The sequence below is a fragment of the Rhodosalinus sediminis genome (genome assembly GCF_003385555.1).
Classification (GTDB): Bacteria; Pseudomonadota; Alphaproteobacteria; order Rhodobacterales; family Rhodobacteraceae; genus Rhodosalinus; species Rhodosalinus sediminis.
Genome location: NZ_QOHR01000002.1, coordinates 232886 through 254527, shown reverse-complemented (window position 1 = coordinate 254527; position 21642 = coordinate 232886). Strand labels below are relative to the sequence as shown.

The 21642-nt window shown below is 71.0% G+C and carries 23 protein-coding genes; 9 read left to right on the top strand and 14 right to left on the bottom strand.

Annotated elements, in window-relative coordinates:
• The first annotated feature begins 59 nt into the window (after positions 1-59).
• The 4 genes from lon to DRV84_RS03035 all read left to right on the top strand — a co-directional run bounded on the left by lon (position 60) and on the right by DRV84_RS03035 (position 6831).
• The gene (gene lon / locus DRV84_RS03050) at positions 60-2462 is read left to right on the top strand and encodes an endopeptidase La (RefSeq protein ID WP_115978384.1); all 2403 of its coding nucleotides are present in this window, start codon (positions 60-62) and stop codon (positions 2460-2462) included.
• Between the two features lie 493 nt (positions 2463-2955).
• A complete protein-coding gene (gene dctP / locus DRV84_RS03045) occupies positions 2956-4050 on the top strand; it encodes a TRAP transporter substrate-binding protein DctP (RefSeq protein WP_115978383.1) in 1095 nt (364 codons plus the stop codon).
• Positions 4051-4154: 104 nt separating this feature from the next.
• Entirely contained in the window at positions 4155-5474 is a 1320-nt protein-coding gene (locus DRV84_RS03040) for a TRAP transporter small permease subunit (RefSeq protein ID WP_115978382.1), read from the top strand.
• Between the two features lies 1 nt (position 5475).
• Positions 5476-6831: a TRAP transporter large permease gene (locus DRV84_RS03035; protein ID WP_115978381.1), complete on the top strand. Its 1356-nt coding sequence runs from the start codon at positions 5476-5478 to the stop codon at positions 6829-6831.
• Between the two features lie 51 nt (positions 6832-6882).
• On the opposite strand, the gene DRV84_RS03030 is transcribed toward DRV84_RS03035, so the two are convergent.
• The 3 genes from DRV84_RS03030 to DRV84_RS03020 form a co-directional block, all read right to left on the bottom strand.
• Complete coding sequence (locus DRV84_RS03030) at positions 6883-7359, bottom strand: TrmO family methyltransferase domain-containing protein (RefSeq protein WP_115978380.1); 477 nt, start codon at positions 7357-7359, stop codon at positions 6883-6885.
• A complete protein-coding gene (gene recO, locus DRV84_RS03025) occupies positions 7356-8084 on the bottom strand; it encodes a DNA repair protein RecO (RefSeq protein WP_115978481.1) in 729 nt (242 codons plus the stop codon). Before recO ends, DRV84_RS03030 begins: the two co-directional genes overlap by 4 nt.
• A 598-nt stretch (positions 8085-8682) precedes the next feature.
• Complete coding sequence (locus DRV84_RS03020; RefSeq protein WP_115978379.1) at positions 8683-9015, bottom strand: DUF1491 family protein; 333 nt, start codon at positions 9013-9015, stop codon at positions 8683-8685.
• A gap of 52 nt (positions 9016-9067) precedes the next feature.
• Here DRV84_RS03020 and DRV84_RS15555 point away from each other — a divergent pair, with 52 nt between their 5' ends.
• Positions 9068-9241 carry a hypothetical protein gene (locus DRV84_RS15555; RefSeq protein ID WP_158547734.1) on the top strand — a complete coding sequence of 58 codons (174 nt, stop codon included), beginning with the start codon at positions 9068-9070 and terminating at the stop codon, positions 9239-9241.
• Here the strand turns inward: DRV84_RS15555 and era are convergent.
• Complete coding sequence (gene era / locus DRV84_RS03015) at positions 9238-10143, bottom strand: GTPase Era (RefSeq protein WP_115978378.1); 906 nt, start codon at positions 10141-10143, stop codon at positions 9238-9240. The two genes, DRV84_RS15555 and era, sit on opposite strands and share 4 nt — an antisense overlap.
• A 126-nt stretch (positions 10144-10269) precedes the next feature.
• On the opposite strand from era, the gene DRV84_RS03010 reads away from it, so the two are divergent.
• A complete protein-coding gene (locus DRV84_RS03010) occupies positions 10270-10773 on the top strand; it encodes a thermonuclease family protein (protein WP_115978377.1) in 504 nt (167 codons plus the stop codon).
• Here the strand turns inward: DRV84_RS03010 and rnc are convergent.
• The 9 genes from rnc to folK all read right to left on the bottom strand — a co-directional run bounded on the left by rnc (position 10764) and on the right by folK (position 18970).
• Positions 10764-11456: a ribonuclease III gene (gene rnc, locus DRV84_RS03005; RefSeq protein ID WP_115978376.1), complete on the bottom strand. Its 693-nt coding sequence runs from the start codon at positions 11454-11456 to the stop codon at positions 10764-10766. The genes DRV84_RS03010 and rnc overlap by 10 nt on opposite strands.
• Positions 11453-12289 carry a signal peptidase I gene (gene lepB, locus DRV84_RS03000; RefSeq protein ID WP_115978375.1) on the bottom strand — a complete coding sequence of 279 codons (837 nt, stop codon included), beginning with the start codon at positions 12287-12289 and terminating at the stop codon, positions 11453-11455. Before lepB ends, rnc begins: the two co-directional genes overlap by 4 nt.
• Before the next feature lie 55 nt (positions 12290-12344).
• Positions 12345-12761: a holo-ACP synthase gene (gene acpS / locus DRV84_RS02995; RefSeq protein WP_115978374.1), complete on the bottom strand. Its 417-nt coding sequence runs from the start codon at positions 12759-12761 to the stop codon at positions 12345-12347.
• 4 nt (positions 12762-12765) lie between these two features.
• Complete coding sequence (locus DRV84_RS02990; RefSeq protein WP_115978373.1) at positions 12766-14268, bottom strand: alpha/beta hydrolase; 1503 nt, start codon at positions 14266-14268, stop codon at positions 12766-12768.
• A 3-nt stretch (positions 14269-14271) separates the two neighbouring features.
• Entirely contained in the window at positions 14272-15018 is a 747-nt protein-coding gene (locus DRV84_RS02985) for a pyridoxine 5'-phosphate synthase (RefSeq protein ID WP_115978372.1), read from the bottom strand.
• A gap of 32 nt (positions 15019-15050) precedes the next feature.
• Positions 15051-15719, bottom strand: coding sequence for a DUF2062 domain-containing protein (locus tag DRV84_RS02980; RefSeq protein WP_115978371.1), 669 nt, complete (start codon positions 15717-15719; stop codon positions 15051-15053).
• A gap of 13 nt (positions 15720-15732) precedes the next feature.
• The gene (locus DRV84_RS02975; protein WP_115978370.1) at positions 15733-17901 is read right to left on the bottom strand and encodes a RelA/SpoT family protein; all 2169 of its coding nucleotides are present in this window, start codon (positions 17899-17901) and stop codon (positions 15733-15735) included.
• 25 nt (positions 17902-17926) lie between these two features.
• Positions 17927-18286: a DNA-directed RNA polymerase subunit omega gene (gene rpoZ, locus DRV84_RS02970; RefSeq protein WP_115978369.1), complete on the bottom strand. Its 360-nt coding sequence runs from the start codon at positions 18284-18286 to the stop codon at positions 17927-17929.
• 78 nt (positions 18287-18364) lie between these two features.
• On the bottom strand, positions 18365-18970 hold the full coding sequence (gene folK / locus DRV84_RS02965; RefSeq protein ID WP_115978368.1) for a 2-amino-4-hydroxy-6-hydroxymethyldihydropteridine diphosphokinase: 606 nt from the start codon (positions 18968-18970) through the stop codon (positions 18365-18367).
• Between the two features lie 100 nt (positions 18971-19070).
• Here folK and DRV84_RS02960 point away from each other — a divergent pair, with 100 nt between their 5' ends.
• Together DRV84_RS02960 and DRV84_RS02955 are read left to right on the top strand one after the other, a co-directional pair.
• On the top strand, positions 19071-19652 hold the full coding sequence (locus DRV84_RS02960; protein WP_115978367.1) for a LabA-like NYN domain-containing protein: 582 nt from the start codon (positions 19071-19073) through the stop codon (positions 19650-19652).
• Positions 19653-19665: 13 nt separating this feature from the next.
• On the top strand, positions 19666-20109 hold the full coding sequence (locus tag DRV84_RS02955; protein ID WP_115978366.1) for a YqaA family protein: 444 nt from the start codon (positions 19666-19668) through the stop codon (positions 20107-20109).
• Between the two features lie 2 nt (positions 20110-20111).
• On the opposite strand, the gene DRV84_RS02950 is transcribed toward DRV84_RS02955, so the two are convergent.
• Positions 20112-20546 carry a c-type cytochrome gene (locus DRV84_RS02950; protein WP_115978365.1) on the bottom strand — a complete coding sequence of 145 codons (435 nt, stop codon included), beginning with the start codon at positions 20544-20546 and terminating at the stop codon, positions 20112-20114.
• Between the two features lie 117 nt (positions 20547-20663).
• On the opposite strand from DRV84_RS02950, the gene ispH reads away from it, so the two are divergent.
• Positions 20664-21620, top strand: a complete 957-nt coding sequence (ispH, locus tag DRV84_RS02945) for a 4-hydroxy-3-methylbut-2-enyl diphosphate reductase (RefSeq protein WP_115978364.1) — start codon at positions 20664-20666, stop codon at positions 21618-21620.
• The last annotated feature ends 22 nt before the right edge of the window (positions 21621-21642 follow it).

Here is a 21642-nt window from a genome sequence, read left to right as displayed (position 1 = left end):
GGGACCGAGGTTGCCGATCGCGGGGCCGGGCTCCCTCAGCCAAGAACAAGGACGCTTTCATGCAAGATCCCCTGAACACCTCCTATCCCGTTCTGCCGCTCCGGGACATCGTCGTGTTCCCGCACATGGTCGTGCCGCTCTTCGTGGGGCGCGACAAGTCGGTGCGCGCGCTCGAGGAGGTGATGCAGGACGACAAGCAGATCCTCTTGTCGTCGCAGATCGACGCGGCCGAGGACGACCCGGCACCCGAGGGCATCTACCGTACCGGCGTGCTCGCCAACGTCCTGCAACTCCTGAAGCTGCCCGACGGCACCGTGAAGGTCCTCGTCGAGGGGCAGGCGCGTGTGCGGATCACCGAGTTCGTCGAGAACGCCGAGTATTTCGAGGCCGAGGCCGACTACCTCGAGGAGACGGACGGCGACGCCGAGGCGATCGAGGCGCTGGTGCGCACCGTCACCGCCGAGTTCGAGCGCTACGCCAAGGTCAAGAAGAACGTCCCCGAGGAGGCGCTCGCCGCCGTGTCGGAGGCGACCGATCCGGCGAAGCTCGCCGATCTGGTGGCCGGTCACCTCGGCATCGAGGTCGCGCAGAAACAGGAACTTCTCGAGACGACCGCCGTCAGCGAGCGGCTGGAGAACGTCTACGGCCTGATGCAGGGCGAGATGAGCGTTCTGCAGGTCGAGAAGAAGATCAAGACGCGCGTCAAGAGCCAGATGGAGAAGACCCAGCGCGAGTATTACCTGAATGAGCAGATGAAGGCCATTCAGAAGGAGCTGGGCGACGGCGAGGACGGCGGCGAGGTCGCCGAACTCGAGGAGCGCATCGAGAACACCAAGCTCTCCAAGGAAGCGCGCGAGAAGGCCGAGGCCGAGCTCAAGAAGCTCAAGAACATGAGCCCGATGAGCGCCGAGGCGACGGTGGTGCGCAACTACCTCGACTGGATGCTGTCGATCCCTTGGGGCAAGAAATCCCGCGTCAAGAAGGACCTGCACCGCGCGCAGAAGGTGCTGGACGAGGATCACTACAGCCTCGAGAAGGTCAAGGAGCGCATCGTCGAGTTCCTCGCCGTGCAGAGCCGCTCGAAGAAGCTGAAGGGGCCGATCCTCTGCCTCGTCGGGCCGCCGGGCGTCGGCAAGACCTCGCTCGGCAAGTCGGTGGCGCGCGCCACGGGGCGCGAGTTCATCCGCATCAGCCTCGGCGGCGTGCGCGACGAATCCGAGATCCGCGGTCACCGCCGGACCTACATCGGCTCGATGCCCGGCAAGATCATCCAGTCGATGAAGAAGGCCAAGACCACGAACCCGCTCATCCTGCTCGACGAGATCGACAAGATGGGACAGGACTTCCGCGGCGACCCGGCGAGCGCCATGCTCGAGGTGCTCGACCCCGAGCAGAACTCGACCTTCGTGGACCACTACCTCGAGGTCGAATACGACCTGTCGGACGTGATGTTCATCACCACGGCCAACAGCTACAACATGCCGGGGCCGCTGCTCGACCGGATGGAGATCATCCCGCTCGAGGGCTACACCGAGGACGAGAAGCTCGAGATCGCCAAGCAGCACCTGCTGCAGAAGCAGATCAAGAACCACGGCCTGAAGTCGGACGAGTTCACGCTGACCGACGGCGCGATCCTCGAGATCATCCGCCGCTACACCCGCGAGGCGGGCGTGCGGAACCTCGAGCGCGAGATGGCCAAGGTCGCGCGCAAGGCGGTCACCGAGATCGTCCGCGACAAGGCCGGTCGGGTCGAGGTCACCGAGGAGAACATCGACGACTACCTCGGCGTGAAGAAGTTCCGCTACGGCATCGCCGAGAAGGAGGACCAGATCGGCGTCGTCACCGGCCTCGCCTGGACGAGCGTGGGCGGCGATCTCCTCTCGATCGAGGCGCTGCGCCTGCCGGGCAAGGGCCGGATGAAGACCACCGGCACGCTCGGCGACGTGATGAAGGAATCGATCGACGCGGCCTCGAGCTTCGTGCGCTCCATCGCGCCCGACATCGGCGTGAAGCCGCCGAAGTTCGAGAAGTGGGACATCCACGTGCACGTCCCCGAGGGCGCGACGCCCAAGGACGGGCCGAGCGCGGGCATCGCGATGGTGACCTCCATCGTCTCGGTGCTCACGCAGATCCCGGTGCGCAAGGACGTCGCCATGACCGGCGAGGTCACGCTGCGCGGCAACGTGCTGCAGATCGGCGGGCTCAAGGAGAAGCTTCTCGCGGCGCTGCGGGGCGGCATCACCACGGTGCTGATCCCGGCCGACAACGAGAAGGACCTCAAGGAGATCCCCGACAACGTGAAGGAGGGGCTGACGATCGTCCCCGTCTCGAACGTGAAGGAGGTCCTCGAGCACGCCCTCGTCCGCCAGCCCGAGGCGGTGGACTGGGACGAGGCCGCCGAGGAGGCCGCGGCCGCCGAGGCGGCGCGCAACGCCGAGGGCGTCGGCGCCGTCACGCACTGACGCGGGCGCAGCTCGCCGGATCGGAAAGGCGCCCCGCGGGGCGCCTTTTTCGTGGCCGAAAATCGGCGGCAGGCGCGCCCTGTCGGCGCCTGCGCCCGGATCCGGTGTGGCGGAGGGGGCCGTCGGCCCCCTCTTGGCCTTCGGCCAATTCACCCCCGAGGATATTTGAGCCAAGAAGAAGGACCGGGCGCGAGGCCGCGGGCCGGGCGGGGCGCGGCCCCTGCCGCCGTGGCGACTGTTGCACATCGGGCCGGGCAGCGCGTCTGTCGGTGGGAGGCATCAAGAGCTGCCGCGGCCGCGCGCGCAGCGCCCGCGGCGGGTGCGGCCCGCGTCGCGCGAGGACCCGGGCGCGGCATCCGCTCCGCTATCCGGGAGACCCCCGGTGCATCGGGAACTTTACCCTACGCAGGCGCGGTGCTGCCTCTCGGGGGCGCGGCAGGTAAGCGTGGGAGGAAACGCCTACCGATCGCCGCTCAACCGGGAGGACGACAGAATGATCAGAACTCCGATTTCCCGCCGGGCCGCGCTCGGACGGGTCGCTGCTGCAGGCGCCGCGACGCTCGCCGCGCCGGCCATCGCCACCGCGCAGGGGCAGACGACGACCTGGCGCATCCAGACGAGCTGGCCGGGCGGCGCCGGCCTGCAGGTGTTCCGCGAGTGGTGCGAGAGCATCGTCGAGAAGACGGGCGGCGAGCTCGCCTTCGAGCCCTTCGGCGCGAACGACGTCGTCGGCGACTTCCAGCTTTACGACGCGGTGAAGAACGGCGTGCTGGAGGCGGTGAACCCCTTCACAATCTACGCGCAGGGCATCATCCCCGCCGCGACGTTCCTCACGTCCTATCCGCTCGGCCTGCGCAACCCGCACGAATGGGACGTGTTCTATTACTCGCTCGGCGGGCTCGAGATCGCGCGCGAGCTCTACGCGGCGCAGGGCATGCATTTCGTCGGCCCCGTCCACCACGGGCCGAACATCATCCATTCCAAGGTGCCGATCCGCTCGATCGACGATTTCGCGGGCCGCAAGATGCGCCTGCCGGGCGGCATGGTGGCCGAGGTCTTCACGGAGATCGGCGCCGAGACGACCGTCCTGCCGGGATCGGAGATCTTCCCGGCGCTCGAGAAGGGCACCATCGACGTGGCCGACTACGTGGGCCCCGCGGTGAACTACGCGCTCGGCTTCAGCCAGGTGACCGACTACATCGTCATGGGCCCGCCGGGCTTCATGTCGCTCTACCAGCCGGTCGACCTGATGGACATCACGGTGGGGCAGGCGGCATGGGACGCGCTGAGCCCGCAGATGAAGCAGTTCGTCGAGATGGAGACGCATGTCTATTCCGACATGCACCACGCCGCGATCCAGAAGGCCGACCAGGAGGCCTGGCCCAAGTTCGAGGCCGACGGCGTCGAGGTGACCCGCCTCAGCCAGGACGACGTCGAGCTGATGACCGAGGTCGCCATCCCGATCTGGTTCGACTACGCGCGGCGCGATCCGAATTCGGCGCGCATCTTCCAGATCCAGCTGGATTACATGACCTCCGGCTCGCTCGGCTACGTGGACCCCGCGCTCGTCGAGGGCATGGAGCTCTGAGCCACGCCGGACGGCTCGCTTTCAGGCCCGCGCCCCGGTGGCGCGGGCTCTTTTCGCCGGGATTGTGACACCATGACACGACTGGACGCAGGGGGGGCGACGCCATGCCCAGCCTGAGCTTCACGCTGCCGCACTGGGCCTACTGGGTGGGCCTGATCGTCTTTCCGCTGATCGCCATGGCGCTCGCGCGCCGGACGCGGCCCGGGCGCCGGATCTACTCGGTCCCGCTGGCCTACATGATCCTCGTCAGCGGGGGGCTTCTGGGGCTGCACCGCCTCTACCTGCGCAATCTCGCGGGGCTTCTCTTCATCCCCGTCTTCCTCGTGATCCTCTTCGCCAACGCGCAGGGGCAGGACGCGCGGAGCGCGGTTTCGGACGCGGTCAACACGGTGCGCGTCGCCGAACGCGTCCTCGACCGGGAGACCGAGCGGGTGGCCGAGGCGCGCGCCGACCTGTCCGACCTGCGCGCCGCGGCGGAGGAGGCCGAGGAAGGCTCCTTCGCGGCGCGCGCGGCCGAGCGGCGGCTGGAGCGCGCCGAGGAGACGATCGAGACCGGCGAGACCCGCATCGCCGAGGCGGAGGCCGAGCTGCAGGAGGCCCGGCCCGTGCGGGAGCGGGCGCGCGAGCGGCTGGAGATGTGGGGCAGCGTGGCGCGCTGGGCCTTCTACCTGCTGCTCGCGGGCATCGCGCTCGACGCGCTCCTCCTGCCCGGTCTCGTGCGCCGGGCCAACGCGACGCTTCCCCCCGAGCCCGAGAGCGCGGCGGAACAGGCGCTCGAGGCGCACGAGCACGAGGAGGTCGCGCAGGATTCCGACCACGTCTCGCGCGGGTGGACGGGCTGGATCGACCGGCTGTCGCTCTTCTGCGGCGAGTTCGTGGCCTACTGGGCGGTGATCGCCGTCTTCGTCTACTACTTCGAGGTGATCAGCCGCTACGTGTTCAACAGCCCGACCAACTGGGCGCACGAGGCGATGTATCTGATGTTCGGCATGCAGTATCTCATCGCCGGGGCCTACGCGATGCTGACCGAGACCCACATGCGGGTCGACGTGTTCTACGCACCGCTGTCGCGGCGGCGAAAGGCGTGGGTGGATCTCTTCACCTCGGTCTTCTTCTTCATCTTCGCCTTCACGTTGCTCTTCACCACCTACACCTTCGCGATGGACGCCATCGCCGTGCCCTCGGGCAACGCGCTGATTTCCGACTGGGCGCGCGGCGAGATCACGCTGGGGCAGGCGGCGGCCGACTGGACCCTCGCGCAGTGGACCGATCCCAACATCCGCTGGGGCGAGATCAGCTTCAACGAGTGGGAAATCCCGCTCTGGCCGATGAAATGGGTGATGGTGCTGGGCGCGCTGCTGCTCGTCCTGCAGGGCGTTTCCAAATTCGCGCAGGACATACGCGCGATCGCGCGGGAGTACTGAGATGGGACTCGAAATCGGCATCGAGTGGCTCACGCTCATCATGTTCGGCTCGCTGATCGCGCTCCTGATGGCGGGTCTGCCCCTCGCCTTCGTCACCGGCGGCCTCGCCTGCGTGTTCCTCTTCGTCCTCGGCGACGCGCGGGCGCTCAACATCGTGCCGAGCCGCATCTTCCCCCTGATGACGAACTATCAGCTCTCGGCCATCCCGCTCTTCATCTTCATGGCGGCGATGCTGGAGCGGGCGGGCATCATCAACGAGATGTTCGACGTCATCTACAAGCTCCTGGGCAGCCTCAAGGGCGGGCTCGCGGCGGCGACGATCCTCGCCTCGACGATCCTCGCGGCGATGGTGGGGGTGATCGGCGCGGCGGTGGTGACCATGGGGATCATCGCGCTGCCGGCCATGCTCAAGCGCGCATACGACCCGCAGATCGCCATGGGCTCGATCATGGCGGGCGGCACGCTGGGCATCCTGATCCCGCCCTCGATCCTCGCCATCATCTACGCGGTGGTCGCGGAGCAGTCGGTGGGCGAGCTCTTCGTGGGCGCGGTCTTCCCGGGGCTTCTGCTCTCGGGGATGTATGTGCTCTACGTGGTGGTCCGCAGTTACCTCAACCCGAGCCTCGGCCCGCCCATCCCGCCGGGCGAGCGGGTCACGCCCCGCGAGAAGCTCCTCCTCCTCGGCAACATGTCGGCGCCCATCGCGCTGATCGTGATCGTGCTCGGGGTGATCTTCACCGGCATCGCCACGCCGGTCGAGGCCGCGGGCATCGGCACCTTCGGCGCCTTCATCGTGGCCGCCATCCACCGCCGGCTCGACTGGCGCACGATCCGCGAGGCGTCGCTGACCACGCTCAAGGCCTCGGCCATGGTGATCTGGATCATGTTCGGCGCCACGATCTTCGTCGGCCTCTACGTGCTCGAGGGCGGGCAGGACTTCGTGGAAGGGGCGCTCGCCGCCACCGGCTTCGGGCCGTGGGGCATCCTGATCGTGATGATGGTCGTGCTGGTGATCCTCGGCATGTTCCTCGACCGGGTGGGGATCCTACTGCTCGCCGTGCCGATCTTCGTGCCCATCGTGCGCGGCATGGGGCCCGAGGCTTTCGGGCTGAGCAGCATGGACGACCTCGTGCTGTGGTTCGGGGTGCTCTACCTCGTGAACATGCAGATGAGCTTCCTGTCGCCGCCCTTCGGCTACGCGCTCTTCTACCTGCGCGGGGTCGCGCCGCCCGAGATCCCGATGACCTCGATCTTCAAGGCGGCGCTGCCCTTCCTGTTCCTGCAGATCGTCGGCCTCAGCCTCTGCATGGCGTTTCCGCAGATCATCACCTGGCTGCCCGGGGTGGTCTACGGGTGAGCCCGTGTGCGCGGGGGCGCGCGTGGCCGCGCGCCGGGTGAGCCGGCCGTCTCACGCCGTCGGCGGCTGGTCCACCGTGTCGATCCACGGCTTCACGTCGAGGAGCGGCGTGCCGTCGAAGGCGTCGGTCGCGTCGATCGCCACGTGGCCGCTGTCTTCGTCGAGCGCGGTGACGCGGACGAGTTGCAAGGTGACAGGGTTGGGGCGCACGGGCGAGCGGAGCGCGAAGGTGCCGCGCGGGCCGTCGGCATGGGCCGGGGCCTGCACGATCAGGTCGCGCCGCTTGTCGCCGTACCACGCCAGAAGCCAGATCCACTGCCCCGCCGCGATGCCGCGCAGGCCGGGGCGATAGGGCGCGTCGATCTCGAGCCGCGCGGCACCGCCGCCGTGCGCGCGGGCCTCGCGGAGGTTGCGCGGGCAATCGCCAGGGCGCCAGGCCGACCGGATGCGCCCGATCGCCGCGACGCCCGCGAAGGCCTCCGCCGCTGGGTCGACCCCGAGCGCCTCTTCGCCGTCGCGCGCGCTCATGCCGGCGCGCGCGCCAAGAGGTCGACGAACCGCCGGCGCGCCTCCGGCACCGGGCGGTCGCCCAACTGCGGGGCGAGGTGGTGGTGCAGGAAATGCCCCGTCGTGCCGAGCGCCGCGGCGATCTCGGCGTCCGGCGCCGCGCCCTCGCCCAGAAGACAGGGAGGCAGGGGCAGCAGCCGATCGGCCCAGTCCCCGGCCCCCGCGCGCGAGACGGCGCGGCCCGTGCGCGGCGAGACATAGGCGAGGTCCTCGGTCGCGCCGGTCGCCGCGCAGGCGGTGAGGTCGAGGCCGAAGCCCATCTCGGAGAGGAGCGCGAGCTCCCAGCGCAGGTAGCCGAGCGGCCAGAGCGCGCGCTCGGGCAAAAGGTCCATAAGCGCGACGGAGCGGCGGTAGAGCTCGGGGTGCGGCGCGCGCTCGGGCAGGCAGAAGGCGAGGAGCGCCGTCACCGCGCGCAGCCCGGCGAGCGTGCGCCGGTCGCCCATGGCCGCCGCGGCGCGGGCGCGCTGGGGCTCGACGGTGAAGGCGCCGATGTGCTCGGAGAGCCGCGCGCGCCATGTCACGTCGAGCTGCGCGCCGGGCTGCAGGACGGGCGCCATGCGGCGCGAGCCCCCGCCGCGCACGACGCCCGCGTGGCGGCCCTGCGTCTCGGTGAAGACCTCGACGATGGCGTTCGCCTCGCCGTGGGGGCGGGCCGAGAGAAGGAGCGCGCTGTCGCGCCATTCGATCATGGGCGCAGTATCCCGTGCCGCCCGCCGCGCGGCAAGGGTGGCGGGCCGGTCTGACTGGATGCGCAGGCCGGCCCGGTCGGGCGACGATATGGCGGGCCGGACAGGCGCAAGCCGCAGCCGGACGTCAGGCCCGGCGCGCGGACGGGCGGCGCGCGTTTGGTACCCCTTGGCGTGACCGCTGTCGAGCTGCGGGGCGCCTGCCGCCACGGGCCGGACGCGCCCGGCGCGCGGCCTGCGGGACAGCGGGTTGAAAGGGCAGGAGCCGCTGGGCGGTGCGTGCCTCGCCTTGCGGGCGCGTTCGGCTGTCGGCGTGGCGATGCGCCTGCCGCTCTGTGCCGGCTTGGAGGATCGGGGTGCGGCCCCGGCGACGGACGTGCATGACAGCAGATCGACGGGGAAGGAGAGCTGGGTGGTGGTCGCCTTTGGCCCCCGGCTAAGGGTGCGCCTGCCGCTCCGTGCCGGCTTGAAGGATCGGGGCGCGCCCGGCGCGCGACGTGCGGGACAGCAGATCGACGGGGCCGGACGGTGGCCGCCTTCCGCCCCCGGCTCGGGCGCGCCTGCCGCGCTGCGGTGGGCGGGCCGCCGGGCGGCGCGATCAGTCCGAGAGGCCCGGCTCATCCAGTAGGTGGCGCCCGGCGCGGTCCTCCACCTCGACGATCCAGAGATCGGGGTCGGTGCGGCGCTGCCGCACGAGGGCGGCGTCCACCTCGGCCTCCGGCCCCTCGGTCAGCACCTCCCAGCGCCGCGCGCCGGTCTCGAGGTCCCAGCGGCGCACGAAGGCCTGCGCGCGGCCGTCGAGGGTGGCGAGCTTGACGATCACCGCGCCGGCGTGGGCGTCGCCGCGCGCGGCGACGTAGGCCGGGATACCCTCGGCCTGCAGCCGGGCGAGATAGGCCCTCACCCAGAAATCCGCGGTCAGCCGGGCCATGGTGGCGTCTCCCTCGTCTTGCGCGCGGGGCTGGGCGCGTTACCTTCGCCCCATGCCCGAGCTGCCCCGCCTCGTCTGGTGCGCCGTCGCCTTCGGCCTCGCCGCGAACCTCGCGGCCGCCGCGGGGCTGCTGCCGGGGCTCTGGATCGTCCTGCTGCCGCTCGGCAACCTCGCGCTGCTGGGCGCGGGCGGCTGGGTGGCCTGGCGCTGGCTCTCCGCGCGTTAGCCGCCCCCGGAAAAGTCGAGGCCCATCTGCGCGTAGCGCTCCGCCTCGTCCATCCAGCGCTCGCGCACCTTGACCTGCACGAAAAGGTGGATCTTGCGGCCGAGGAAGTCCTCGAGCTCCTCGCGCGCGGCCTGCGAGATCGCCTTGATCGTCTCGCCCCGGTGGCCGAGCACGATGCCCTTGTGCCCCTCGCGGGCGACGTAGATCACCTGATCCACGCGCGCGGCGCCGTCCTTGCGCTCCTCCCAGTTCTCGCTCTCGACGGTGAGCTGGTAGGGCAGTTCCTGATGCAGGCGCAGAGTCGCCTTTTCGCGCGTGATCTCGGCGGCGAGCATTCGCAGCGGCAGGTCCGCGATCTGATCCTCGGGGTAGAGCCACGGCCCCTCCGGCATCATCCCGGCGAGCCAGCGGCGCAGGTCCTCGACGCCGTGGCCCTTCTCGGCCGAGATCATAAAGGTTCGGGCGAAGTCGAAGCGGTCGTTGAGCGTCTTCGAGAGGCCCAGCAGCGCCTCCGCCTTCACGCGGTCGATCTTGTTGATGGCGAGCGCCACGGGCCGGTCGCCCGCGACCTCCTCGAGGCGGGCGAGGATCTCCTCGACGCCCGGTGTCAGCCCGCGGTGCGCCTCGACCAGCAGCACGACCACGTCGGCGTCCGCCGCGCCGCCCCAGGCGGCGGCGACCATCGCCCGGTCGAGCCGGCGGCGCGGCGCGAAAAGCCCGGGCGTGTCGACGAAGACGATCTGCGCGTCGCCCTCGATCGCCACGCCGCGGATGCGCGCGCGCGTCGTCTGCACCTTGTGGGTGACGATGGAGACCTTGGCCCCCACCATGCGGTTGGTCAGCGTCGACTTGCCGGCGTTCGGCTCGCCGATCAGGGCCGCGAAGCCTGCGCGGGTGGTCATTGCCTCATGCCTCCCCTCGCGGACTTGCGCGACGCCGTGGCGCTGAATAGCCTCCCGACTTGTGGCCGGCGCCGGCGCCACCGTGCGGCGCAGACGTAGGGCTGGCTCCCTGTTCCGGGGGAAACGATGATCATTCGCTGGCTCCTCAAATCCTCGCGTCGCGCGATTGTCGAGCATGGAAAGCGACGGCCGCATCCTGCTCCGGCCCGTCCATCTGGTGCTGACAGTCCTCCGGCGACCCGGCAAGTCCTGGAGAACCGATGCCACGTCATCGACGGAGATACCATTGTCATCGATGGCTGCCACATCCGACTCGCCGGGATCGATGCGCCTGAGCTTCACCACCCATGGGGCAGGAAATCGCGAGCGGCGCTGATCAGCCTGTGCCGGGGGCAGATCGTTAGAGCGGAACTGCAGGAGGCCGTGTCTTACCAGCGCGGCGTCGCGGTCTGCTACCTGCCCGACGGGCGTGACCTCGGTGCCGAGCTCGTCCGCCAAGGGCTCGCACTCGACTGGGCGAAGTTTTCCGGCGGACGTTACCGCCATCTTGAGCCCAACGGTGTGCGCAAGCGGCTTTGGCGGGCCGCCGCCAAACAGAAAGGACGTTACGATGCTGCGCGTCACGGCTGACGCGTCTCCTCCAGCTCGGCGAGCAGCGCCTGCGCCGCCGCCTGTTCGGCCTGTCGTTTCGATCCCGCCTCGGCGCGCGCCGCGCGGCCGTCGGCGAGGCGCGCCTCGATGGTGAAGCGGGGCGCGTGGTCCGGGCCCTCGCGCGCGACCTCGGCGTAGGCGGGCGGCGGCATGCGCCGGGCCTGCGCCCATTCCTGCAGCGCGGTCTTGGCGTCGCGCGCGTCGGCCTCCACGCGCCCGATGCGCGCGCCCCAGAGCCGCAGCACCAGATCGCGCGCTGCGGCATGCCCCGCGTCGAGATAGACCGCGGCGATCACCGCCTCCATCCCGTCGCCCAGAAGCGCCATCTTGCGCCGCCCGCCCGAGATCATCTCGGAGCGGCCGAGCTTCAGCACGTCGCCGAGGCCCACCTCGCGCGCGACCTCGGCGCAGGTTTCCTTGCGCACGAGCGCGTTGAAGCGCGGCGCAAGCTGGCCCTCGGTGGCCTCCGGGTCGGCGGCGAGCAGCGCCTCGGCCATGACGAGGCCGAGCACCCGGTCGCCCAGGAACTCCAGCCGCTGGTTGTCCGTGCGCCCGGGCGTCGCCACGGAGCCGTGCGTCACCGCCTGCCGCAGGAGCTCGGGCCGCGTGAAGCGGTGCCCGATCCGCCCCTCGAAGGCGCGCAGGTCGGCCGAGAGCGTCACTCGATCTTCTCGAAGAACCTGTCGCCGCGCCATGTCCAGAAGAATAGCATGGATCGACCGGCCGAGGAGAACATCACCCGGTCCGCCCGGCCGATGAGGTCGGCGTAGGGTACCATGCCCACGCCGCCGATCTGCTGCGGCACCCGGCTGTCGGAGGAGTTGTCGCGGTTGTCGCCCATCAGGAAGAAATGCCCGTCGGGCACCGTGTAGACCGGCGTGTCGTCCGAGGCCTGCCGCCCGATGTTCAGCACCGAATGCGTCTCGCCGTTGGGGAAGCTCTCCTCGAACTTCTCCTTGATGCAGGTGGCGCCGGTGCCGACCGGCGCGTTGGCGCAGCGCGGGCGGATGCCCTGCGGCCCCTGCGGGCGCATCACCTCCTCGAAGGTGCCGTCGGGCGCCAGCGTGACCGCCTCGCCGTTGATGTGCAGCCGCCCGTCGCGCATCTGCACCCGGTCGCCGGGCAGGCCGACGATGCGCTTGATGAAGTCGCGCCCCGAGACCGGATGACGGAACACGGCGACGTCGCCGCGCTCGGGCATGCCGCCGAAGAGCCGCCCGTCGCCCCCCTGCATCCAGCCGCAGAGATCCTCGGCGTCGATGTCGAGCCCGACGGCCGGGATGCGCACCGAGGGACAGGAGGCGTAGGAATAGCCGTAGGTCATCTTGTTGACGAAGAGGAAATCGCCGATCAGCAGCGTGTCCTTCATCGAGCCGGAGGGGATCCAGAACGGCTGAAAGAAGAGCGTCCGGAAGACGCCCGCGATCAGCAGGGCGTAGACGATCGTCTTCAGCGTCTCGGCGATCGCGCCGCCCCAGCTTTTTTCGTCGTCCATGCCCGTATCCCCGCCCCGGTGACCGCGCGCTTCATGGGCGCGGGGGCGGGAGGTGTCAAGCGGGCGGCGTGCCCGCCACCGGGTGCGCCTCGATCACGACGAAGGCCTGCGCCCATGGGTGATCGTCGGTCAGCGTGACGTGGATCACCGCCGCGTGCCCCGCCGGCGTGAGCTCCTCCAGCCGCCGCGCCGCCCAGCCGGTGACATGCATCACCGGCTGCCCGGTGCGGATGTTCGTGACATGCATGTCCTTCCAGGCGATGCCCATGCGCAGCCCGGTGCCGAGCGCCTTGGAACACGCCTCCTTCGCCGCCCAGCGCTTGGCGTAGGTGCCGGCGACGTCGCGCCGCCGCTCGGCCTTCCTCTGCTCCTCCTCGGTGAAGACCCGATCGCGGAACCGCCCGCCGAACCGCTCCAGCGTGCCGGCGATGCGCTCGATGTTGGCGAGATCGGTGCCGATGCCGAGGATCATGCCCTCACCCCGCGAAGAGCGGAAAGCTGACGCCGAGCGCCCAGGCGAGGATCAGGCCGAGGGCGAGGCCGGGGCCCGCCGCGCCGCCCGACCGGGCGGCCCAGCGGCCCATCAGCCCGTAGAGCAGGTAGAAGAGCAGGATCACCGGCGCGATCAGCAGGAGGAAGAAGAGCCCCCCGAAGTCGAGCGCCAGCGCGAGGCCGAGCGAGGCGAAGAACCCCGCGCGCGCGGCGAGCCGCTGCCAGAGCGGTGCCTGCCCGCCGAGGGTGATCAGCGCGTCGGCCAGCATGAAGGGCACCGCGCCGGCCGCCAGCGCGAGGATGATCCAGCCGCGCTCCGCCGTGGGCCAGAAGTTCGCGCCGTAACGGTCGAGCAGGAAGCCGAAGACCGCGAGCCCCCAGAGAAGGAGCGCCCCGGCGGCCACGGGCGAGACGCGGCCGAGCGGCACGCCGAAGCGCGCGAGCAGCGCAAGTTGGAGACCACCGTAGATCAGCAGATGCAGGGCGAGGTAATCGGCCACGAGGACCGGCAGAACCCCGACCTCGAGCGGCACCGCCAGGATGGGCGCCACCACCGCCGGCGCGGCGACCGCGAGCGCGAAGCGCCGCGGGGGCAGGGGATCGCGCTCCACCCGCCGGGCGGGTAGCAGGTGCGAGAGCGGCCAGGCGAGCGCCACGACCGCGACGAAGAGCACGAGGACCCATGGCCCGGTGCGCGGCACGGGCGTCTCGCTCGTGCGGTCGTAGGCGGCGTCGAGCCATGCGACGGCCTCCGCGCGGCCGCGCTTCGAATAAAGCACCGCGACATGCTCGGCGAGCGGCGCGACGACGGCGCGGCGCACCACCCCGCCGGCGCGTGCGGTCTCGCCCTCGTCGGCCTCCGGATCGACCATGCGCAGCGCGCGGCGCGCGAAGTCGCGCAGGCCCGGCTCCCATTCCCCGGTGATCATGAGGAGCCGCTCGGGCGCCTCCGCCGTCACCGCCTGGCTGAAGGGCGAGATGGCGACCACGGGGCCGATCCGGTCGTCGGCAAGCGCGGCGCGGATGATGATGTCGGTCGCCATGGAATGCCCGAGGAGCGCGACGTCGCCCGGCCGCCCCTCGCGCGAGACGCCCGCCTCCACCACGCGGAGCGTCTGGTCGATCAGGCGCTGCGTCGTGCCGTCGATGCTGTCCACGTCGCCCGACATGGGCACCGGGTTGCGGCCGTGCCCCTCGAAGTCGAAGGCCCAGGCGACGTAGCCCGCCTGCGCGAGCGCCAGCGAATACGCCTGCATCATCTGCCGCGAGCCGGCGAAGCCGTGGGCGACCACGACGAGCGGGCCGTCGGCGCCCGGCGCGGCGTAGCGGGTCACCGGCGTCTCGCCTATGGCGAAGCGCTCGATCGCCACGCCGGAGCGCGCGCCTTCGAGCTGCCAGAGGGCGAGTAGCCCGGCGAGGGCGGCGAGCGCCGCGACCGCCCAGCGGCGCAGCAGGATCGGCACGGGGGTCGGGCGCGGCGTCTCCATCGCTCAGCCGCGCGCGGCGTCCATGCGGCGACGCATCTCCGCGATCGCCGGACCGAGCCCGCGGAAGATCGCCTCGCCGATCAGGAAGTGCCCGATGTTGAGCTCGCGCACCTCCGGCAGGGCGGCGACGGGGGCGACGGTGTCGTAGGTCAGCCCATGGCCCGCGTGCACCTCGAGGCCGAGGCCGTCGGCGACCATCGCCATCTCGGTGATCCGCGCGAGCTCGGCGTCGCGGTCCCCGGTGCGGCCCTCCGCGTGGGCGTCGCAATAGGCGCCGGTGTGCAGCTCCACCACCTCGGCGCCGACGCGGTGCGCGGCGCCGATCTGATCCCGGTCGGCGGCGATGAAGAGCGAGACCCGGCAGCCCGCGTCGCGCAGCGGCGCGATGAAGTCGGCGAGCCGCGCTGCGTCGCCGGCGACGTCGAGGCCGCCCTCGGTCGTGCGCTCCTCGCGCCGCTCGGGCACGAGGCAGACGGCGTGCGGGCGGTGGCGCAGCGCGATCGCCTGCATCTCGTCGGTCGCCGCCATCTCGAAGTTGAGCGGCACGCGCAGCGCGCCCATCAGCCCCTCGATGTCGGCGTCGGCGATGTGGCGCCGGTCCTCGCGCAGATGCGCGGTGATCCCGTCGGCGCCGGCCTCCTCGGCGAGCCGTGCGGCCCGCACCGGATCGGGCGTGGCGCCGCCGCGCGCGTTGCGCACGGTGGCGACGTGGTCGATGTTCACGCCGAGGCGCAGGGCAGGGTGGGGCATTCTGAGCCTCCTTTCGGCTGGTGCGCCAAGAGCTACTCCGGTCCGCGCCCGGCGTCAGCCCCCGCGGCGTGCCGGCGGCGGATCTTCAGCAGCTTGGCGTCGAGACTGCGCCGGATTTTCGCCGCGCGGCGCTTCTGATAGGCCCGGATCACCGGCACCGTGAGCAGATAGACCGCGCTCGCCGCGAAGAAACCGGCGATCAGCCCGCCCACGGTGTAGGGCCAGAGCACCTCGCCCCAGAACGCGGCGAGCCCGCTCCAGTCCTGCGGCGCGCCCTGCATGAAGGCCCAGAAATTGTCGTTCAGATCGCGCCCGGCCACGGCGAACTTGTCCCAGAGCGAACTCTGCGCGCCTTCCTCGAACTCGGTGCCGAGCACGAGGTGCCCGGTCTGCAGCGAGATCACCGCGATCGGCAGGAAGGTCAGCGGATTGCCGAAGAAGGTCGCCAGCAGCGCCGCGATGACGTTCCCGCGGATCGCCCAGGCGAGCAGCGCCGACATCACGAAGTGCAAGCCGAAGTAGGGCGTGAAGGTTACGAAGATGCCGGACCAGATGCCGCGCCCGATGCGTTCGGGCGAGCCGGGCAGGCGGTTCAGCCGGTGCTGGACATAGCGGAAGGCGCGCCGCCAGCCGCCCCGGGGCCAGAGCGCCTCGGCCATGATCTTCCACCAGGGGCGCTTGTCGCGGCGTTTGAAGACCAAAGGTCGCTCTTCCCTAGCTCGCCCGAGCCTCCGACGGGCCGGCGGCCGAGGGATCGCGGAAGCGGTCCACCGCCGCCACGTCGCTCTCGGCCTCGAGCGCCGAGACCACCGAGTGCAGATGTTCCGCGTCGCGCAGGTCGACGTCGATCAGCAGCCGGTAGAAGTCGGGCTTCCGGTCCACGAATTTCAGGTCGGAGATATTGGCCTTCTGCTCGCCGATCAATGTGCAAATCCGCCCCAGCACGCCCGCGTCGTTGCCGATGGTGACGTCGAGGCTCACCGTGTAGACGGGCGGGTGGGTGCCGGCGGACCAGTGCAGGTCCATCCAGCGCGCGGGCTGATCCTCGAAGGCGGCGAGCGCCTCGCAGTCGATGGCGTGCACCTCGACGCCGCGCCCGCGCCGGGCGATGCCGACGATGCGCTCGCCCGGCAGCGGCTGACAGCAGGGCGCGCGCTTGAAGTTCTGCCCCGGGCCGAGGCCGACGACGGCGCGGCGGGTGTCGATCTCCTCGGTGGGCTCGGGCGCGAGGTCGGGATAGACGGCCTCCACCACGTCGCGCGCGGTCAGCTCGGCCGAGCCGAGCCGCGCCAGCACCTCGTCCCGCCCGCCGAGGCGCAGTTTCTTCGCGGCGGTCTCGAGCGTCTTGTCGGTCGCCTTCTTGCCGAGGTTCTCGAAAGCCGACCGCGCGAGTTCGCGCCCGAGCCGGACGAAGCGCGCGCGGTCCTGTTCGCGCAGGCTCTTGCGGATCGCGGCGCGGGCCTTGCCGGTGATCGCGATATCGAGCCATGCGGGCTGCGGCACCTGTCCCTCGGCGGTGATGATCTCGACCGACTGCCCGTTCTTGAGCCGCGTCCAGAGCGGCACGCGCAGCCCGTCCACCTTGGCGCCGACGCAGGCCGAGCCGATGCGCGTGTGGATCGCGAAGCCGTAGTCGATCGGCGTCGCGCCCCGTGGCAGCTTCACCACGTCCCCCTTCGGCGTGAAGCAGAACACCTTGTCGGAATACATCTCGAGCTTCACGGCCTCGAGGAAGCTCTCGTGGTCGTCCTCGGCGTCGAACTGCTCGGTCAGCTGGGCGACCCATTTGGTCGGGTCCACGGCGAAGGGGTTCTCGGCGCGCACGCCGCCCTTGTAGGACCAGTGCGCGGCGACGCCCGCCTCGGCCACGTCGTGCATCTCGCGGGTGCGGATCTGCACCTCGACGCGCTTGCCGTCGCGCCCCGAGACGGTCGTGTGGATGGAGCGGTAGCCGTTCGACTTCGGCTGGCTGATGTAGTCCTTGAAGCGGCCGGGCACCGCGCGCCAGCGCTGATGGATCGCGCCGAGCGCGCGGTAGCAGTCCATCTCGCTGTCGGTGATGACGCGGAAGCCGTAGATGTCGGAGAGCCGCGAGAAGGCGAGCTGCTTCTCCTGCATCTTGCGCCAGATCGAGTAGGGCTTCTTGGCGCGGCCGAAGACCTCGGCCTCGATGCCGACCTTCTCGAGCTCGAGGCGCATGTCGCCGGTGATGCGCGGCACCACGTCGCCGGCGGCCTTCTGAAGGGTGATGAACCGGCGCATGATGCTCGCCCGGCCCTCGGGGTTGAGCACGCGGAAGGCGAGATCCTCGAGCTCCTCGCGCATCCACTGCATGCCCATGCGGCCCGCGAGCGGCGCGTAGATGTCCATGGTCTCGCGTGCCTTCTTGGCCTGCTTCTCGGGGCGCATGGCCTTGATGGTGCGCATGTTGTGGAGCCGGTCCGCGAGCTTGACGAGGATCACGCGCACGTCCTTGGACATGGCGATGAAGAGCTTGCGGAAGTTCTCGGCCTGCTGCGTCTCGGTCGAGGAGAGCTGCAGGTTGGTGAGCTTGGTCACCCCGTCCACCAGCGCCGCGATCTCGGCGCCGAATCGCCGCTCGATCTCGGCGTGGGTGGATTTCGTGTCCTCGACGGTGTCGTGCAGGAGGGCCGTGGCGATCGTCGCGTCGTCGAGGCGCTGCCCGGCGAGGATCTCGGCCACCGCGACCGGATGCGTGAAATAGGGCTCGCCCGAGTGGCGGAACTGCCCCTCGTGCATGGCGCGGCCGTAGTCGAAGGCCTCGGAGAGCAGCCGGGCGTTGGCGCGGGGGTTGTAGGCGCGGACGCGCGCGATCAGCTCGCCCGCGTCCAGCCCGGCCTCGGCCGCCGCCGGCGCGGTCATGCGCGGGGTGGGCGGCCGGCCGCCCTCATTTCTCGCCCTGCGCTTCCATGAGCTGGCGCAGCAGCGCTTCGTCCGGCATCTCGTCCTCGGAGGGCGCGTCGGCCTCGCTGCCGCCGCCCATCAGGAGCGCCATCGAATCCTCTTCGGGCTCGTCCACCTCGATCTGGGTCTGGTTCGCCTCGATCATGCGCTCGCGCAGGTCACCGGCCTGCTGCGTCTCCTCGGCGATCTCGCGCAGCGCGACGACCGGGTTCTTGTCGTTGTCGCGCTCGACCGAAAGCGGGCTGCCGGCCGCGATCTCGCGCGCCCGGTGCGCGGCGAGCATCACCAGCTCGAAACGGTTCGGGACCTTGTCGACGCAATCCTCGGTGGTAACGCGGGCCATTTGAGGCACTCCAGTCTGTCAGACGCACGGCGGGAAAACACGCAAATAACGGGCGCGCCGGGAAAATGCAAGCCGGGGTCAGAGCGCGACCACCTCCGCGCGCGCGGCCGCGGGCAGCGCCTCGGTCAACGCGGCGACGCTGCGCCCGAGCACCGGGTGGCGCCAGTCCGGCGCGATCTCGGCGAGCGGCACGAGGACGAAGGCGCGTTCGTGCATCCGGGGGTGCGGCAGGATCAGCCGCTCCGGCGCCTCGTGGCGCTGACGCTCCGGCGCGAGCGCCGCCCAGGCCTCGAAGGTCGCCCGGTCGGGGCGCACCGCGTCGCCGAGCGCGATCAGGTCCAGATCGAGCGTCCGCGGCCCCCAGCGCACCGCTCGCGCACGCCCGTGGCGCGCCTCCACCCGGTGCAGGAGCGCCAGCAGCGACCCGGCGTCGCCGGCCCAGTCCAGCGCCGCCGCGGCGTTCACGAAATCGGGGCCGGCCCCCGGCGGGAACGCCGGCGTGCGGTGGAACCGGCTGACCGCCACGACCTCCGCCCCTTCCGTGGCGATGTCCGCAAGCGCCTCGCGCAACGTCGTCTCTGGCGCGTGACCGGCGAAGGGCGCATTGGCGCCCAGCGCTATGAGCGCGCGCGCGGGCGCTCCCTCCGCACCCGTCGCCGGCCCTGCGTCTCGCCCTTGTGCCATTCGCAAATGTCCTTATGGTCTCGGCATACCGGCGTTTTTGCGCAGGGCTTCCACTCGGCCCGGAAAAGCGGGCGCCGGCGCGACGAAAGGATATTGTGACATGTTTTACAAGGACGAACGGCTCGCGCTGTTCATCGACGGGTCGAATCTCTACGCCACGGCGAAGGCGCTCGGGTTCGACATCGACTACAAGCTTCTGAGACAGGAGTTCATGCGGCGCGGCAAGCTGCTCCGCGCCTTCTACTACACCGCGCTCGTCGAGAGCGAGGAGTATTCGCCGATCCGCCCGCTCGTGGACTGGCTGCACTACAACGGCTTCGCCATGGTGACCAAACCCGCGAAAGAGTACACCGACAGCCAGGGCCGTCGCAAGGTCAAGGGGAACATGGACATCGAGCTCGCCGTGGACGCGATGGAGCTCGCGCCGCGGATGGACCACATGGTGCTCTTCTCGGGCGACGGCGACTTCAAGCCGCTCGTCGAGAGCCTGCAGCGGCAGGGCGTGCGGGTCTCGGTGGTCTCCACGATCCGGAGCCAGCCGCCGATGATCGCCGACGACCTGCGCCGTCAGGCCGACAACTTCATCGACCTCGACGACCTGAAGGAAGTGATCGGCCGCCCCCCGCGCGAGCCGCAGGGGCAGGCCACGCGCGAGGTGCCGGCCTCCGGCAGCGGGGAGTGAGCGCGCCCGCGCCGTGCTCTCCGACGTCGCGGGGCTGACGGGGCTTTTCCTCGCCGCCTTCGGCGCCGCGACGGTGCTGCCCTTCCAGTCCGAGATCGTCTTCGCCGGGATGCAGGCGGCCGGCGCGGCGCCGGTCGCGCTGCTCGTGGTCGTGGCGTCGGTGGGCAACACCCTCGGCGCGGTGGTCAACTACGTCCTCGGGCGCGGGGGCGAGCGCCTCGCGCAGGGCCGCTGGTTTCCGGCGAGCGCGGCGCAGCTGGCGCGCGCGCAGGCGATCTGGGGGCGCTGCGGCGTCTGGACGCTCCTGCTGAGTTGGGCGCCCTTCGGCGACGCCTTCACGGTGATCGCGGGGCTCATGCGCACGCCGGTCGCGCTGTTCCTCGTCCTCGTCACGCTCGCCAAGACCGGGCGCTACGTCGTCCTCGGCTGGGCCACGGCGGCGGCGCTCGGCGGCTGAGGTCACTCCGCCGCGCGGGCGGCGGCGTTCACCTCGTCGTGGATCTCCTGCACGCGCGGGGGCCAGGAACTGCGGATGTAGGCGAGCACGTCGCGGATCTCCCGCCCGGTCAGCACGTCGCCGAAGCCCATCATGTTCGAACGGTAGCCGCCGCCCACGACCGCCTCCGTGCCGCGGGTGACGATGTCGATCAGCACCGCGTCGGCGTGGTGCCAGGTGTGGCCCGTCGCGTCGTGCGGCGGCGCGGGGAGGCGCCCGTCGGGTCCGGGGCGGCGCCAGTCCGGTTCGCCCTCCAGATCGGCGCCGTGGCAGGCCGCGCAGTGCGCGTCGTAGATCGCCGCGCCGGCCGCCACCCGCGCCGGATCGTCCGAAGGCAGGCGGCTCTCGGCGGCGGCGGGCCCGGCGATGAGGGCGAGAAGGGCGAGCGTGCATCGCATGGCGCCAGCATCCCGGCGCGCGGCGCGCGGTCAAGTCACGGTCGCGTCAGCGCGCGCGGGTTCTGGACCGCGGCGCGCGAGACGATTACCTCTGGGGCGAAACGCCCGGAGTCGCGCATGACCAAGCCCGCCCTCACCCTCTACCTCGCCGCGCCGCGCGGGTTCTGCGCCGGCGTCGACCGCGCGATCCAGATCGTGGAAATGGCGCTCGAGAAATGGGGCGCGCCCGTCTACGTCCGCCACGAGATCGTGCACAACGCCCATGTCGTCGACGGCCTGCGCGCCAAGGGCGCGGTCTTCGTCGAGGAACTGGACGAATGCCCCGACGACCGCCCCGTCATCTTCTCCGCCCATGGCGTGCCGAAGGCCGTCCCGGCCGAGGCCGCCCGGCGCGAGATGCTCTACGTGGACGCCACCTGCCCGCTGGTCAGCAAGGTCCACATCGAGGCCGAGCGCCACCACGCCAACGGGCTGCAGATCGTGATGATCGGCCACGCCGGCCACCCCGAAACCGCGGGCACCATGGGCCAGCTGCCCGAGGGCGAGGTGCTGCTCGTCGAGACGCCCGAGGACGTCGCGACCCTGACGGTGCGCGATCCGGAGAAGCTCGCCTTCGTGACGCAGACGACCCTCTCGGTGGACGACACCGCCGATGTCGTCGCCGCGCTGCAGGCGCGCTTCCCGGCGATCGTCGGCCCGCACAAGGAGGACATCTGCTACGCCACCACCAACCGGCAGGAGGCGGTGAAGGCGATGGCGCCGCACGCCGACGCGATGCTGGTGGTGGGCGCGCCCAACTCCTCGAACTCGCAGCGGCTGGTCGAGGTGGGGCGCCGGGCCGGGTGCGCCTACGCGCAACTCGTGCAGCGCGCCGCCGACATCGACTGGCGCGCGCTCGAGGGGATCGGCTCGGTGGGCGTCACCGCCGGCGCCTCCGCGCCCGAAGAACTGGTGCAGGAGGTGATCGACGCCTTCCGCGCGCGCTACGCGGTGACGGTGGAAGAGGTCGAGACCGCGCAGGAGGACGTCAACTTCAAGGTCCCCCGCGTCCTCCGCGAGCCCGCGGGCGCCTGAGCCCGGAGCGCGCGGCGGGGCC